The organism is Pseudoalteromonas sp. OFAV1 (genome assembly GCF_021532595.1).
Lineage (GTDB): Bacteria > Pseudomonadota > Gammaproteobacteria > Enterobacterales > Alteromonadaceae > Pseudoalteromonas > Pseudoalteromonas lipolytica_C.
This window is the reverse complement of sequence record NZ_JAKGBG010000011.1, coordinates 106,315-121,818: the sequence shown is the minus strand read 5'-3', so window position 1 is coordinate 121,818 and position 15,504 is coordinate 106,315. Positions and strand designations below refer to the sequence as shown.

Annotated in this window: 16 protein-coding genes; 3 read left to right on the top strand and 13 right to left on the bottom strand. The window is 41.6% G+C overall.

What is annotated here, in order from left to right:
- Positions 1-446 precede the first annotated feature (446 nt).
- From L1267_RS08935 to L1267_RS08905, 7 genes are all read right to left on the bottom strand, one after another.
- On the bottom strand, positions 447-1,355 hold the full coding sequence (locus L1267_RS08935) for a hypothetical protein (protein WP_138558503.1): 909 nt from the start codon (positions 1,353-1,355) through the stop codon (positions 447-449).
- A 121-nt stretch (positions 1,356-1,476) separates the two neighbouring features.
- The gene (locus tag L1267_RS08930) at positions 1,477-2,670 is read right to left on the bottom strand and encodes a dipeptidase (RefSeq protein ID WP_138558504.1); all 1,194 of its coding nucleotides are present in this window, start codon (positions 2,668-2,670) and stop codon (positions 1,477-1,479) included.
- Positions 2,671-2,728: 58 nt separating this feature from the next.
- Positions 2,729-2,986 carry a YheU family protein gene (locus L1267_RS08925; protein ID WP_135922943.1) on the bottom strand — a complete coding sequence of 86 codons (258 nt, stop codon included), beginning with the start codon at positions 2,984-2,986 and terminating at the stop codon, positions 2,729-2,731.
- Entirely contained in the window at positions 2,983-3,963 is a 981-nt protein-coding gene (locus tag L1267_RS08920) for a hydrolase (protein ID WP_235382603.1), read from the bottom strand. Before L1267_RS08920 ends, L1267_RS08925 begins: the two co-directional genes overlap by 4 nt.
- A gap of 146 nt (positions 3,964-4,109) precedes the next feature.
- On the bottom strand, positions 4,110-4,250 hold the full coding sequence (locus L1267_RS08915; protein WP_074989877.1) for a DUF3149 domain-containing protein: 141 nt from the start codon (positions 4,248-4,250) through the stop codon (positions 4,110-4,112).
- 233 nt (positions 4,251-4,483) lie between these two features.
- Complete coding sequence (locus L1267_RS08910; protein ID WP_138558505.1) at positions 4,484-4,915, bottom strand: TIGR02444 family protein; 432 nt, start codon at positions 4,913-4,915, stop codon at positions 4,484-4,486.
- A complete protein-coding gene (locus L1267_RS08905) occupies positions 4,902-6,821 on the bottom strand; it encodes an ATP-binding cassette domain-containing protein (protein WP_135922941.1) in 1,920 nt (639 codons plus the stop codon). The genes L1267_RS08910 and L1267_RS08905 overlap by 14 nt, the downstream gene beginning before the upstream one ends.
- A 129-nt stretch (positions 6,822-6,950) precedes the next feature.
- Here L1267_RS08905 and L1267_RS08900 point away from each other — a divergent pair, with 129 nt between their 5' ends.
- The gene (locus L1267_RS08900) at positions 6,951-7,154 is read left to right on the top strand and encodes a YheV family putative zinc ribbon protein (RefSeq protein WP_135922940.1); all 204 of its coding nucleotides are present in this window, start codon (positions 6,951-6,953) and stop codon (positions 7,152-7,154) included.
- 22 nt (positions 7,155-7,176) lie between these two features.
- On the opposite strand, the gene L1267_RS08895 is transcribed toward L1267_RS08900, so the two are convergent.
- Together L1267_RS08895 and L1267_RS08890 are read right to left on the bottom strand one after the other, a co-directional pair.
- On the bottom strand, positions 7,177-7,389 hold the full coding sequence (locus L1267_RS08895; protein ID WP_135922939.1) for a SlyX family protein: 213 nt from the start codon (positions 7,387-7,389) through the stop codon (positions 7,177-7,179).
- A complete protein-coding gene (locus L1267_RS08890) occupies positions 7,376-8,374 on the bottom strand; it encodes a WD40 repeat domain-containing protein (RefSeq protein WP_138558507.1) in 999 nt (332 codons plus the stop codon). The genes L1267_RS08895 and L1267_RS08890 overlap by 14 nt, the downstream gene beginning before the upstream one ends.
- Before the next feature lie 202 nt (positions 8,375-8,576).
- Between L1267_RS08890 and fkpA the strand changes: the two genes are divergently transcribed.
- Complete coding sequence (gene fkpA / locus L1267_RS08885) at positions 8,577-9,332, top strand: FKBP-type peptidyl-prolyl cis-trans isomerase (protein WP_135922937.1); 756 nt, start codon at positions 8,577-8,579, stop codon at positions 9,330-9,332.
- Between the two features lie 54 nt (positions 9,333-9,386).
- Here the strand turns inward: fkpA and L1267_RS08880 are convergent, their stop codons facing one another.
- Entirely contained in the window at positions 9,387-10,433 is a 1,047-nt protein-coding gene (locus L1267_RS08880; protein ID WP_235382600.1) for a S66 peptidase family protein, read from the bottom strand.
- Positions 10,434-10,643: 210 nt separating this feature from the next.
- A complete protein-coding gene (rsd, locus tag L1267_RS08875) occupies positions 10,644-11,114 on the bottom strand; it encodes a sigma D regulator (RefSeq protein WP_135922935.1) in 471 nt (156 codons plus the stop codon).
- 607 nt (positions 11,115-11,721) lie between these two features.
- Here rsd and hemE point away from each other — a divergent pair.
- Positions 11,722-12,786 (top strand): uroporphyrinogen decarboxylase, encoded by a 1,065-nt coding sequence (gene hemE / locus L1267_RS08870; RefSeq protein WP_054562901.1) that lies wholly within the window; start codon positions 11,722-11,724, stop codon positions 12,784-12,786.
- Positions 12,787-12,832: 46 nt separating this feature from the next.
- Here the strand turns inward: hemE and sthA are convergent, their stop codons facing one another.
- Together sthA and L1267_RS08860 are read right to left on the bottom strand one after the other, a co-directional pair.
- Positions 12,833-14,263, bottom strand: a complete 1,431-nt coding sequence (gene sthA, locus L1267_RS08865; RefSeq protein ID WP_235382599.1) for a Si-specific NAD(P)(+) transhydrogenase — start codon at positions 14,261-14,263, stop codon at positions 12,833-12,835.
- Between the two features lie 13 nt (positions 14,264-14,276).
- The gene (locus tag L1267_RS08860; RefSeq protein WP_135922933.1) at positions 14,277-15,410 is read right to left on the bottom strand and encodes an acyl-CoA desaturase; all 1,134 of its coding nucleotides are present in this window, start codon (positions 15,408-15,410) and stop codon (positions 14,277-14,279) included.
- Between the last annotated feature and the right edge of the window lie 94 nt (positions 15,411-15,504).

Sequence of the window (15,504 nt, the reverse complement as noted above, 5' to 3'; positions counted from 1 at the left end):
GTGAAGGTGGCCGTACAGTTGGTGCTGGTGTTGTTGCATCTATCGTTGAGTAATATCAACAGATAGAGCTTCACAGCTTATAAAAAGGTCGCCCTAGGCGGCCTTTTTTAATGCCTGTAGAAAAGCTGGAAGATTTAAGCTGTATAGAGCGAAAGGTTAATCTGCCGCCTTCAAACTCCCAATGGACGAAGGTTTACGCTTCGCTATCCGTGAAGGCTGAAAGCGGGATGTTCGGGAGTGAAACTCCCGCCGCTTGAAGGCAAAGAGCTCTGCGATGAGCCGGAGGCCGTACAGTTGGTGCTGGTGTTGTTGCATCTATCGTTGAGTAATCAACTATAGTGATGCATTAAGCATTGAGAAAAACCCGAGCTCAGTCTCGGGTTTTTTTATGGGTGAAAAAGCTGGAAGCTTTGTGAAGTATAGAGTGAAAGGTTAATCTGCCGCCTTTATTCGCCTGCTGATTTCTTTAACTCATCGAGCATATTCGGGTCACCAATCATTTCATCAATAATGCTTTTTACACTCTCGTTTATAGGGTGCCTATAAATAGTTAAAATTTGCTGCGCCAGTTGTTGGCTATTATCAGCTTGCTCATTTCTTGCTATGAAATATTGCGATAGTATCCCTTGTGCTGCTAAGCGGCGTATATATTCGTTGTCATCGCGTTCGAGTATTTGTGTATATTGTTGAGTTAATCTTGAGTCTAAAATAGGAGATTGTGAAACTAACTCAATCGCTTGAACGCGCAGTTTATTATCTTGGCTATTGGCCGCGATATTTAGCATGCTATTAGCAATATCGTAGTCATATTCTGGCAGCGTTTGCTTGCCAAGCATAAACATATTCATTTGTAATTGAGCCATGGCTTTGAGGCGGTCTTTGTCTGACTGGTATGGATCAATAATTTGCTCACGTAGTTGTTTGTTTAGACTGTCAGCATAATCGGGTTCCGATTTTAATCTCAATTCGTAGTCATCAGGTAGGCTATTATAAAAACCATAAATCGGGTTATTCTGCTCGGCTTTTTCAAGCGCTTGTTGCTCTTTCTCTGCGAGGATTGCGAGTACAGATTCTTTTAGATCTGGGGTGATAGTTTGGTGCGATGCGCTACCTTGCCTGAGCTCGGCAACTTGTTTTTTTAGTGAAATAATACTTTTATTCAACCTTGCTAAGGTTTGCTCATCATCATGCTCAACAGCATCAAAATCACTGCTGGCTAAGTTGTATTGTTGCTCTGAGTCGGTCGCTAACTGATTTATTTGTGGCTGCTTGGTTTGAAAAAAGGCGCCGTAGCAGGAGATTACAAGAGCTGCTCCAGCTAAGCAAAGTGATATGTTTCCTTTACTAAATAGCATAGTTAAATCCTTCCTAAAAAAGGTAATTTAACCTTTTCCAATAAAAAATACCAATAGCTATGAAGTAGAAGTTGTAGTCGCCAATAAGCACATAAAAATAAGCGCTTATTGGCGGTAAGAATTAGTGATTCGCTGCGTATTGCTCAGCTTGCTTCCAAACACGAAGCATATTGCCACTTAAAATCTTTTTAATATCTGCATCACTGTAACCGCGATCCATAAGCCCTTGTACTAGGTTCGGGTAGCTCGATACGTCTTTTAAGCCTACAGGTAATGAATCCCCTACGCCATCGTAGTCAGAACCAATACCAACATAATCAATGCCAATTAGTTCAACTACATGGTCAATGTGATCAAGTACTTGTTCTAGGCTTGCAAATGGAAATGGATTTTTTGCGCGATAAGCTGCATCAAAATCTTTGCTTAGCTTAGTGCCTTCTTTTTTCTTATCTGCTTTCGCTGCTTTGAGCTGGTTATACCAAGAGCCGGCTTGCGATGTAACAAAGCTTGAGCCAAAGTTTATTTGAATAACGCCGCCATTCTTTTTTAGGGCTAATAACATGTCGTCATTCATATTACGCTCAAAGCCCGGTGTATATTTACGCAGTGATGAGTGCGAAGCAATCACAGGTACTTTTGAGATTTCCATTACTTGATAAAACGCGTCATCAGAAATATGCGAAACGTCGACAAGCATGCCAATATTGTTCATTTCTTTAACTAGCTCTTTACCAAATGGACTAAGGCCTTTCCATTTACGGCGAAGGTCATATGAAGAGTCAGAAATATGGTTGCTTTGAGAATGAGCTAGCGTGATGTAACGAATACCACGGTCATAAAAATGCTTAAGGTTTTTAATCTCGCCTTCAATCGGTGAGCCGTTTTCCATACCCATTGCAATAGACATTTTGCCTTGCTGAAACTGTGCTTTTACATCGTCTGTTGAGTCGGCAATTGCAAACTTTTCTGGTGCACGCTGTACAACGGCTTCCATACTGTCGATTAACTGATTTGCAAGCTGGTAGCTCTTACCTTTGCCTTCAAATTCAAGATTTGCAGGAATATAAATCGACATAAAAGGCGCATTTAAGCCACCTTTTACGGCTCGAGGGTAATCAAAATCGCCATCGCTAGTCGCTTTAGTAACATCTGCCCATTTATCATGAATGCGGTACGGAACGTCGATATGGGTATCAATTAAAATAGTCTCTTTAGTAAGCTTGATAGCTTTTGCTGAGGCTGTTACTTCCTCGGCATGGGCTTGCCCAATTAAGGCAAGCGAAACAGCGGCAAATAAGGAGCTTAGTTTTTTCATTTTAATGGCTCTTTAAGTTAAAAAGCCATTGTGAAGGGTTGCGATAAAAGTTACAAGTTTAGTCGTTGAATGACGCTTGGTACTCGGGATCAGCTTGTAGGGCGATGAACTCTGCTTTTGAAATAATTGTCACAGACTCATGTAACTCAGAAAAGAACACCATGGCTTCTCCCGATTTTAATTGCTGCTGAACTTGGGCTACCTTACTTTCAATGCTGAACTCTTGTTCACCGTAATCAGTGCCTTCACGCAATACATAGCTTTCGATTAAATTGTAAAGGGTTTCTTTATCGAGGCGTTCGTGTGGAATGATCATAACTGCTCTTTTGTTACTAACTGTTGAAAATAGTCAGGTACAACACGCTCAAGCCAGTAAATAGGTTTAAACGGGTTATTGCCACTAATAAAACCAACATGGCCACCTTTTTCGGAGATACGCAGCGTAACATATTCGCTTACATCAGTGCTATTTGGTACAGCTTTAATTGACAGCATTGGGTCATCTTTGGCGTGTACAATGAGTGTAGGCGTTGCAATCGCTTTTAAAAACGGTTTGGCACTTGCTTGCTGATAATAATCTTCAGCATCGGCAAAACCATGCAGAGGTGCAGTCAGCATGTTGTCGAATTGCCATAAATCATCAATTGCCATCAGCTTTTCTGGTGTTAGGCTAATTTGCTGTTCGATTTGTGGCAGCTTTCTATGCATTGATTTTTTCATACGATCGAGCAAATACTTTTGATAAATTTTACCTAAGCTTTTGCGGATCACTTGGCAAGAGGATGACAAATCAAATGGTGCAGACACAACCGCAGCGCCATTTAAATTTGATTTACTACCTTGCTCACCTAAATACTTTGCCAGTACATTACCGCCCAATGAAAAGCCGACAGCAAATAAAGGACGTTTTGGAAATTTACTTTTCAGATAGTTGATAAAAAAGCGTAAATCTTCGGTCTCACCACTATGATAAGCGCGAGCTAAACGGTTTGCTTCGCGTGAGCAGTTTCGAAAATGCATTAACACCACAGCAAAGCCTTGCTGCTTGAGTTTTTTCATCATGCCTTTGGCATAAAAACTATTAATATTGCCCTCAAGGCCATGCAATACAATGGCTAAAGGAGCGTGTTCGTTGTGAGGCGTTGCCCATGCCAGTTCTAAAAAGTCACCATCAGGCGTGTTAATTGTTGATAAGTCGTAGCGAGTATTATGAAAAGGGCGAAAGAAGCGCGGCATTATGGTTTGTAAATGGCGATTGCGCATCCACCACGCAGGCTTAAACTCAGGTAACATAGCTAACACTTTAAAGACAATACAGGCCGCTATTGTAGCAAGTTTTTGCATTTTTAGAACACTTTAGCAGATTTTGCTTATCTGCTGAAAATAAAAAGCCCCTAAACAATAAATTGGATAGGGGCTTTGTGCGTCGTGCTTAATTCTTACTTAGGAACTTCTGCGTCGTGAACTTTTTTAATAAAGTAACCAACATAGAAAAGGCATAAAACGATAACAACTGCCAATATGCCGAATGACATAAATAAAACTGGGTCGCTAAAAAAATCTCTAAAGAATACGTTCATGGTTGTGCCTCCTAATGTCTATGGGTTAATCATAGGCTGGCTTTGCATACCCTGACATGATCCAGATCAAGCATTTTTCCTGATGTGAAATAAGGCGATTTAATAGTTGATTTGGATCAAGTTTATTAGGGTAGGTTGGTTTGAGCGCAGCGAAACCCAACATAAACAGAAGTGCCGAATTAGAATCGTCCTTACAAATAGGTATGACCTCGACTCTTTAAACTTTACCCCAGCTAACTCGCTAGCTCGCTACCAAGATAAAGCCTTATATTTTTAGTATTTGTGTGCTGAGTGAATATCATGGTATTCGCTGTGTCTATTAGTAATTGTTGCTGTTGTTTTTCGAGTTTTAATTCTGCGCTAAGTAGCTCTTTTCGAATGGTGGGGTAGTCTGAAATCTCAGTTTGAATGGTTTTAAGGTAGGCGCGTGTGGCTCGTAGGGGCTTTAAAGCCTGTTGATCAAACTCGGCAATGCACGACTCAAGTTCACTCAGTTGAGAGAGTGTTACAGCCAGCTCTAAAGAATCAAGATAATAGAGCAGCAGGCAAAGGTTAACATTTTTACCTTGCTGGTTTTGATAGCCTAATAGCTTTGCTTGCATGCCATCTTCGCTATAAAGATGGCATGCAAACTGCCAAAACTCCTCGCTATTAAGCGGTTTCATCGGCAAAGGCCTGCTCTTTTTCTTCAAGCTCTTCAAGTGCCATGAGCAGCTCTTCTTCAACGTCATTAAGCTTTGGAGTTAAGCTTGCTTGCTTAGCGAGTAGCTCGGTTAGCTTGGCTTTATTCTCATCACTGTATAAGTCATTATCGGCAAGCGCGCTTTCGATTTCCCCAAGCTCTGTTGAGTACTTATCAAGTTGCTTTTCAAGCTTGTCTATTTGCTTTTTCAACGGCTGCACTGATTTTCTGAATTCGGCTTCTAAGCGTTTTTGCTCTTTGCGGTTAACGCTTGAATGGGCTTTAGGGGTATTGTCTTCGTTGCTTTTAGCTGCTTCTTTGTTGGCGTTGAGTAGCCACTGGTAATAGGCATCAAGGTCATAACCAAATTGCGTTACTTCGCCGTTATCAACGAGGTAATACTCATCAGCGGTATTTTTTAACATGTGACGGTCATGCGATACAGTAACCATTGCACCTTCAAAACCTTGTAGCGCCATTACTAGGGCATGGCGCATTTCTAAATCTAGGTGGTTAGTTGGCTCATCGAGTAACAGTAGATTTGGCTTTTGATACACTAACATGGCTAACACTAAGCGGGCCTTTTCACCGCCAGAAAACGGTGCAACAGGCTCAAGCGCTTTATCGCCAAAGAATGCAAAACCACCTAAAAAGTCGCGTAATGACTGCTCTGTTGCCTGCGGATTTAAGCGTTGTAAATGTGTTACTGCGCTAGCTTTTAGATCGAGTGACTCCAGCTGATGCTGCGCAAAGTAACCAATGTTTAAGCCCTGATGCTGAAATACTTCTCCAGCTTGTGGTTGTAATTCGCCAGCTAATAATTTGATTAATGTTGATTTACCTGCACCATTTCGGCCAAGCAGCGCAATACGGCTACCCGGAACTAGATTTAGCTTAATGCTATGCAAAATAGTGGTATCGCCGTAGCCAGCTTTAGCTTGGTCGAGCGTCATTAATGGATTTGGCAGGGCTGTAGGCTCAGCAAACTCAAAATCAAAGGGTGAATCAGCATGGGCTGGGGCCAACTTTTCCATGCGTTCTAAGGCTTTTACTCGGCTTTGTGCCTGCTTAGCCTTACTGGCTTTTGCTTTAAAACGCGTAATAAACTTTTCTAGATGAGCAATTTGTTCTTGCTGCTTTTCGAACATGGCTTGCTGTTGTAATAAACGCTCTGCTTTTTGTCGTTCGAATTGCGAGTAATTGCCTTTATAAACATTTATTTTTTGTGCGTCTATGTGCCAAATTTGGTCAACGACGGCATCTAAGAATTCGCGGTCATGAGAAATCAGTACTAGGGTGCCTGTGTAGGCACGTAAGAATCGTTCTAGCCAATAAACAGCATCGAGATCTAAGTGGTTGGTTGGCTCATCCAGCAGTAATAAATCGGCATCACGAATAAGTGCTTGTGCTAAGTTTAAACGCATACGCCAACCACCTGAAAAGGCACTCACCGGGTTGTCTATTTGCTCATTACTAAAACCTAAACCGTGTAATAGTTCGCCCGCTTTTGCTTCAATGCTGTAGCCTTGAATATGTTCTAGACCAATATGTGCTTTTGCTTGCGCATCACCATCGTTATTTTGCTCGGCTTCACGGAGTGCGATTCTTAATGTGTAGTACTCAGGGTGACCTTGTAATACGTAATCTATGGCGCTTATTTCAAGGGCTGGTGTTTCTTGTTTAACAGAGGCTATTGACCAATCTTTTGGTATTTGGCATTCACCAGCATCAAGCTGTAACTCAGACTTTAATAGCGCGAACAAGGTTGATTTACCACAACCATTAGCGCCCACAAGGCCAACCTTATGTTCTGGGAATAAGGTTGCAGAGGCACCTTTTAATAAGGCGTTGCCACCTCGTAGTAGCTCGATGTCTGAAATTTGGATCATGAAAGTTTACTTGCACTGCATAGATTAAATTTTGCTTATCATAACACGGATCACATTAGGCTTCGCAATCGTATCAAACAGAGAATTATTAGGCTAAAATAGCCGCCTACATGCCACGGGAGATCATTTATGAGACAAAAGAAACGCTTTATCGCCGGTGCATCATGCCCTGAGTGTAAAGCTATGGATACTATGATGCTATACAAAGAGCACGATGTTGAAAAAGTAGAATGCGTACAGTGTGGCCATAAAATGACGCAACCAGAGAAAGCGGTGCAAGCGTCAACCCGCCAGTTTGAGCAAGTAATAGGTGTATTTAAGCCGGGCGAATAACACCCGGCTTGTAACCCTCACATTAATAGTGTGGCGGAGGTGGCTCTTGCATCTGCGACATCAATGAAGGCTGTTGTGCTTCTTTGATTTTTTCTGCCAGCAACTCAGTCTGGCGTTTCATTTTTGCCAGCTGCTGTTGGTGTGCTTTAAGCTCATCATTCAATATTTCAATTGTTTCATCTTGAAAAGCGACTTTCGCTTCAAGTTCCATTAGACGATTTTCAATTGTGTTCATTCGATTCTCTTAAATTAAAACTTTCAGCAAATCCGCTGGAGCTTTCGGTTAATAACGCTTGGCTGTTATCAGTAAACGCAACATCTAACACCACGGCCGATTTTGGGCGACTTCCTTCACGAGGAATGACCTGCCACGTTTGTAACTTCTTACCTGAGTTTAGCTGCCATAATTCGACGAGTCTATTTGGTGACCCAGTTGCAATTAAACTCCCTTCTTCATTAAAGCGAGCGGCGGTAAAAATTTTCTGACGCGCAATATACTGCAGTTTGCTAACAAGATCACCTGTAGTCAGTTGCCATACATTTGCTTGCTTCATACTGTCTGCTGTAAATGCATAACGACCTTGTGGGTCAAGGGCAACTTGCGTGACGCGAGTTGGGTGATTAAAGCGGTGAATGACTTGCCCTGTCCGGGTATCCCAAAAGTAGGCCACATAGTCATTAGAACCACTAATGGCGAAATGGCCGTTAGGGGATAAATCAACAACATTTACTTTTTCTTGGTGACCAAGGAACTCTATACGACGTCCGGTCTCTAAGTTCAGGTATACAACAACACCATCGGCGCGACCATATAAAACACTCTGGCCTTGATTACTAATTGCGATATCTCTGATTGTTGAGGCGTGTATTTTGTAATAACCTGAGTTTTCACCTGTGGCGATGTCCCATACAGCAAAGGTTGATTTTTCTGCGGTAACAGCATGGCTGTTGTCATAGGAAATTGCCACGGTATGAACAAGGCTATCTTGGTTTTGCTGTTGGAACCATTGGTATTTTAATACGTGCTGTTGATTATCCCACAGCGCGACCCCATGGTGTATTGATGAGATTAAGCTGTATTTACCATCGTGTGAAAGTGCAGAGGCAAATGCTCCTTGTGCAGCATGCTCGTAGCGTGCTGTAGATTGCTCATGTTGTTCTGAGCAAGCAACAACCAAGCCAAGGCTCAGTAGATACAAAAAAGTACGAAATATCGACATATTACGGGTATTTCCCCTTAACTCTTAGTGATTGAGAGGTTAGACTAGGTCTCATGGAAGGCCTAGGTTGTTAGTCTAATCACTAGCTTATGCATTTGCATGACGTTTAGTTATTAGACAAGCAGCCTACCACGTAGGTCGTAACTCTTTAACTAGTAATAATACAATAATTGACAACTGCAAAGTGTGTCGGAGATATAAAATGAGAAAGACGATTAAATTGTCATTGATTGCAGCGTCAGTTTTAGCGCTTACAGCTTGTAATCAGGAAGCAAAAAAAGAGCAGCAAGCTGAGGTTAAACTAGAGACTGAAGCACAACAACAAGCATACGGTATTGGTGCATCTGTTGGTAACTTCTTAAACCAAGACCTAGCAGAAAAGAAAGAATTAGGTGTTGAGCTTGATGAAGCGCTACTTAAGCGCGGCTTTGAAGACGCACTTGCAGGTAATGCTAAGCTTGATGATGAAAAAATTCGTGAAGTGTTAACTGCGCTTGATCAAAGCATTCGCACTAAACAACAAGAAAAAGCGAAAGTAGAAGCTGAAAAGAGCAAAGCTGAAGGCGAAAAATTCTTAGCTGAAAACGCGAAGAAAGAAGGCGTTACAGTAACTGAGTCTGGCCTACAGTACGAAGTGATCACACAAGGTGAAGGTGAAAAGCCAGTAGCAACTGACGTTGTTAAAGTACACTACAAAGGTACTTTACTAGACGGCACTGAGTTTGATAGCTCTTACTCACGTAATGAACCAACTACGTTCCCACTTAACCGTGTGATCCCAGGTTGGACTGAAGGTTTACAATTAATGCCAGTTGGCTCTAAGTACAAGTTCACTATTCCATCTGAACTTGCATACGGTGAGCGTGATCTTGGTAAGATCCCAGCTAACTCAACGCTTGTTTTCGAAGTAGAATTACTTGAAATCCAAAGCGATGAAAAAGCAGTACCAGCTGAGTAATATTTAACTCAATAAAAAAGGGCCGAATGGCCCTTTTTTATGCGCGAATTGGTATTAACTAAATGCCGCTTCTGTCATTTTTAATGTGCCACCATCTGCATCAAGCTCAACCAAAGTGCCAACAGGCAAGATAAATTGGCGCTTAATATGGCCAATCATAGCCCCACGATAAGCAGGAATCCCCAGCGGTTTAATATAGTCTGCAAAAATATCATCTAGGGTTAATGAACCATAACCACGACCTGGCCTACAGTCATTACAATCGCCAAATACAAAGCCTGCAATCTTATCAAGTGCGCCCATAAGTTTTAGTGTGCTCATCATTCTGTCAATTCGATAGGGTGCTTCGTCGATATCTTCTAAAAATAAAATTGCGCCGTCAAAATCGGGTAAATAGCTTGATCCCGCAAGTGCGGTCAGTACCGTTAAATTACCTCCAATTAACTGTCCTGTAGCCTTTCCTGAAGTAATTGTTTGGGTCAGGTATTGTGTGTTAACGAGCTCATCATCGGCTTTCGGCAAATTTTGAAAATGCATTAGTTTACGGGCTTCGAACATGTCTTTAAATTGCGCTACATGAAACGGATTCCAATCACTCGATGCATTGGGACCATGAAAGCTGATCAGCCCTGCTTTAGAGAGTAACGCGTTATGCAATGCTGTAATATCCGAATAGCCCATTAGAGGTTTTGGGTTGTTACGGATCATTGCGTAGTCGAGTAAAGGTAAAATACGGGCAGCCCCTGAGCCGCCGCGTAAACACAAAATAGCATCAACATCGTTATCACTAAATAAACTGTTTAAATCACCGGCTCGCATCGCATCAGTGCCTGCTAAATGCCCTCGTCTTGCCAAAATGTTTGGTGCAAGCTTAGCTTTGTAACCCAGTGCCTCTATAACGCCTTGTGCTAATAAAATATCAGCGTGCGCAGCAGTGGCGGCAGAGGGGCTACATATGCCAATTGTGCCGCCTTTAGGAAGAGCTTTTGGCTTAATTAATGTTTGGGTACTGCTATTCTGAGCAGCCATTAAGGGAGCGGATGTTAGACTTGCGCCAGCGGCAAGGATTGAAAGTGACTTTAAAAATGACCGTTTGTTCATAGCGAACCTCATGTTTTTTATAATATGAGTATCGCATTGAAAGAATTATTTCAAATTTTTGTTACGAAATGGAATAGTTGATTCTTTTGGAGGATGAAGTTTTACCACCAATCAAGCCGTTTTTATACTTATATGGCGCAAGGTATTTATGGTTGGGTGCAAATTACTAGTACTTTCAGCAGAGAAATGCTTCTCTGCTGTCATCGCAAATTAGCTTGTATGATTCGAATAAAGGTTATCGATTAACTCATCTTCTAATTCAAAGCGTAACTCAAGTGCCTCACCTAATGTAGACAAGTCTTTATCAAACTCATCAAGTAAGTCATCTTTGTCAACTTCAGCATATTTATCATTAAAGTCGAGAGCGACGTCAGTTGTTTCTGAAATACGCGGGTAAAGAGCATTTGCTAGGTTTTGGCTTTCAGGGCCTTTCTCTTTGCAGGCTTTTGCGATGTCGTCATATATTTCAAAGTGACCAGCAGAAAGATAATCCATTAGAATTTGGCAAAAATTCTGAATTTGCAGTTGATCCGGTAGGGCGTGATCTTTCTTCTCGTACGGTGAAAAGCCAGCAATACGACAGAATAACACCAATAATTCTTGGCGCTCTGTTAGCCATTTGTCTATTACAGAGTGACTGCCACCCCATTTTTGTTGAGCTTTTTCCAAACGCGTCAGCATATTTCATCTCCTCGCTGAGTAGGTTTTCCTTTGTATATATAAAAAGGAAATATGACACAAAGATCAACTAAATTCTTAGTGTCTAATTGCAACAGATTGTAAAAGCCATCCTAAGCACGTAATTTTTTACAATGAAATTGCAACGCAACGACACCTGAGGCTAGCTTTTATGCTCTAACAGCAGTGTATGGGAAATAAATCAAAACTACTAGTGTTAATTTTGCATTACTTATCTAATGGGAGGAGGGGTTAATTTACTGATTCTAAAAAGAAAAAACCACCTATAAAGGTGGTTTAATTCTTTTTCTATGACTTGTTAAAACAAGCGTTCTTATTGTTATGGGAAGATTATTGTTCTTCTTGTTATAAGATTTTTATTGTTGTTATTGTTAACGCGGGATAAGTTATACCAAGCTTTTTGGTATGTTGCAAATTTATTAATGAAAAGTTTTAAAATTATTTTATTTTCGCTCAAAAAACGCACTATAGGCTTAGGCTGACCTAAAAAACATGATCTATATCTAGCCATGATTATCTATCCATAGTGAGACGTGTAATATGGTGGTACAATCTGCACAATTTCATTCAGTTCTAGGATTCTATACGCATGAGCGAATTAAAAAACGATCGTTATTTACGTGCACTACAAAAGCAACCTGTTGATGTCACACCGGTATGGATGATGCGCCAAGCTGGCCGTTATTTACCTGAGTACCGCGCTACACGTGCCCAAGCAGGCGACTTTATGAGTTTATGTAAAAATGCTGAACTTGCTTGTGAAGTAACGTTACAGCCATTACGTCGTTATCCGCTTGATGCTGCTATTCTATTCAGTGATATTTTAACTATTCCTGATGCTATGGGCTTAGGTCTTTACTTTGAAACAGGTGAAGGTCCGAAATTTGAACGTCCGATTTCTTCATTAGCAGATGTTAAAAAAATCCCAAATATCGATCCAACTGATGAGCTTGGTTATGTGATGAATGCGGTAAGTACGATTCGTCGCGAATTAAAAGGTGAAGTACCGCTAATTGGTTTCTCTGGTTCACCTTGGACACTTGCCACTTACATGGTTGAAGGTGGTAGCAGCAAAACATTCGGTAAAATCAAAAAAATGGCTTTTGCTGAGCCACAAACACTGCACTTACTACTTGATAAATTAGCTGACTCAGTCATTGACTATTTAAACGCGCAAGTTAAAGCGGGCGCGCAATCGTTAATGGTATTTGACTCATGGGGTGGTGTATTAAGCCCACGTGACTACAATGAGTTTTCATTACAGTACATGCACAAGATTGTTGATGGCTTAATTCGCGAACACGATGGTCGTAAAGTGCCAGTGACGTTATTTACTAAAAATGGTGGTCAGTGGATTGAAGCAATTGCAGCAACAGGCTGTGATGCAGTAGGTCTGGACTGGACTATTAACATCGGTGATGCAAAACGTCGTGTTGGCGATAAAGTAGCGCTGCAAGGCAACATGGACCCAGCAATGCTGCATGGCACGCCTGAGCGTATTCGCCAAGAAGTTGCCACTATCCTAGAAGACTTTGGTACAGGCTCTGGCCATGTATTTAATCTAGGTCATGGTATTACACCAGATGTTGATCCAGAAAACGCAGGTGTATTTATTAACGCCGTTCATGAGTTCAGCGGTAAATACCACAAATAAGCAACAGCTAATCGTAAAAAAGCCCGCATTAAGCGGGCTTTTTTATTTATTTAAACAAACGATTTAAACCATTTAATGCGGCTACGCGATAGGCTTCGGCCATGGTCGGGTAATTGAACGTGGTATTTACAAAGTAATCAATGTTATTGCCGCCGTTCTTTTGTTCCATAATTGCTTGCCCGATGTGAACAATTTCAGAGGCACGCTCACCGAAGCAATGCACACCAAGAACTTCTTTGGTATCAACATGGAATAGAATCTTTAAGCTACCTACCTCGGTGCCAGCTATTTGCGCACGCGCTAAATGCTTAAATTGAGCACGCCCTACCTCGTAAGGGATTTTCGCTGCAGTTAGCTCTTGCTCTGTTTTACCCACTGAGCTCATTTCAGGAATTGTATAAATACCCGCTGGAATATCAATGATCAGCTTCTCATCGCAATTACCACATGCAATCGCATCGGCAGCAATACGGCCTTGGTCAAATGCTGCACTTGCAAGGCTTGGGTAACCAATTACATCACCTACAGCATAAATGTTATCGACTTCTGTTTGGTATGTTTCATTCACTCTAAGCTGGCCACGACCATCCGCTTTTAGGCCCACAGCTTCAAGGTTTAATGTATCTGTATTACCAGTACGACCATTAGCAAATAAAATACAGTCAGCTTTTACTCGCTTGCCTGATTTTAAGTGCATCACCACACAATCATCACGGGTTTCTACTCTATCAAACTCTTCGTTATGACGAATAACAATGCCGCTATTCCAAAAGTGGTAGCTTAGTGCATCTGAGATTTCCGCATCCATAAAGGCAAGCAGGCGGTCGCGGGTATTCACTAGATCAACTTTTGCACCTAAACCTTTAAAGATAGAGGCGTACTCACAACCAATCACACCTGCACCATAAATTAGTACGCGATGAGGGTCATGCTCAAGGCCTAAAATTGTATCGCTGTCGTAAATGCGTGGGTGGGCAAAGTCTACACCAGGTGGACGGTAAGGGCGTGACCCCGTCGCAATGACAATTGTTTGTGCACTGATAGTTTCAAATGAACCGTCTAAGTGAGTTACCTTAATGGTGTGTTTATCAATAAACTCAGCATCGCCTTGATACATATGAATGCGGTTACGCTCATAAAAGCTGCTACGTAAATTAGATTGCTTTGAGATGACGTTACTTGCATGGTGCAAAATATCAGGGAAAGTTAAGCGGTTAGGACGCTCGCTGATATTAAATAGCGGGTTTGCTTTATACTCAATGTAACGGCTTACTGAGTGACGTAATGCTTTAGACGGGATAGTACCCCAGTGCACACAGCCGCCACCGACCGCTTCTTGACGCTCAATAACAGCCACTTTCTTGTTACTTTTAGACAGGTTCATGGCGGTACCTTCACCGCCAGGACCTGTGCCTATGATGATCGCATCATATTGATAAGATGGAGTATCTTTTTGCTTTACTTGTTGTTTGGCCACAGCCGCTCCTATGTTAACTAAAAGAGGCTTTTAACAACCTCGCATTTAGTGCAAGCCAAGCCTGCTTTTGGTTTTCCCAAGCGGCTTCAAGCTCGTGATATTGTGTCATTAATGCTGATTTTTCGCATTGTTTCATCATTTTGCTTTTCTTGATGTCTAACACGCGTTTTTGCAAAGCACAGAAATGCTGCAACTTCTTCAGCAATAAATCATATTCAGATTGTAGTAATGTAAGCTTATCTTGCGCTAAAGGCAATTTTGCAAGGCGAACTTGGGTTTTATTCATTAAGGTTTCGGCTTTGGCTTTTTCAATACGTTCCACAGGGGTGCGTTTTAGTTTTGAAGCCAGGCCTAGCGCTGCTAATGAGCGGATCATCCACTTCGTAGGATCATAGTGATACCACTTAATGCCATTGCGATAGTCACTAGCAAAAATATGGTGGAAGTTATGGTAGCCTTCACCGTAGGTGAATAATGCTAAAAAGCCATTATCACGTGCCGTGTTTTTTTCGGTGTAAGGGCGAGAACCCCAAATATGCGCAACTGAGTTAATGAAAAAAGTAAAGTGCTGGCTTAATACTAAACGCAGTAAACCGGCTAGTAATAACATACCCCATACATCGCCAAGCATTAAACCTAGCAATAAAGGAATACCAAAATTAGTCGCAATAACTAATTTCATATAATGACGATGTTGCCACATTACTACTTTATTTTTTTGTAAGTCACGGCAGTTGTTGTAGTTACTGTATTCTTCACCTTGATAATCGCGCAGCATCCAACCAATGTGGCTATACCAAAAGCCATTTGTTGCAGCGTAAGGGTCTTTGATTGGATCATCAACTTGACCATGGTGAATACGGTGATCGCTACTCCAGTGCAACGCACTGTTTTGTAATGCAAATGCGCCACCAAAGGCAAAAATCACTTCAATAACTGGGTGAACATCATATGCTTTGTGCGCCCATAAGCGGTGATAACCTGCAGTAATCGATAGTCCTGCATAAAACATACAGCCAACAAATGCGATCCAGTGTGTACTGGTAAAACCGTAAGTCAGACCATACCAAGGTACAAGAGTGATCGCGGCTAAAAATGTCAGGCTAAAAAAGAGGACGTTAGTCCAAATAATAGGTGGTTTTTTCATCTAAATTAATCTCGGCGTACAACTGTACGCTAAAATAGTATTTCAAACTCTTCGCGTCAAGTATTAGACTGTCTCATTAACCGAAAATCATTAA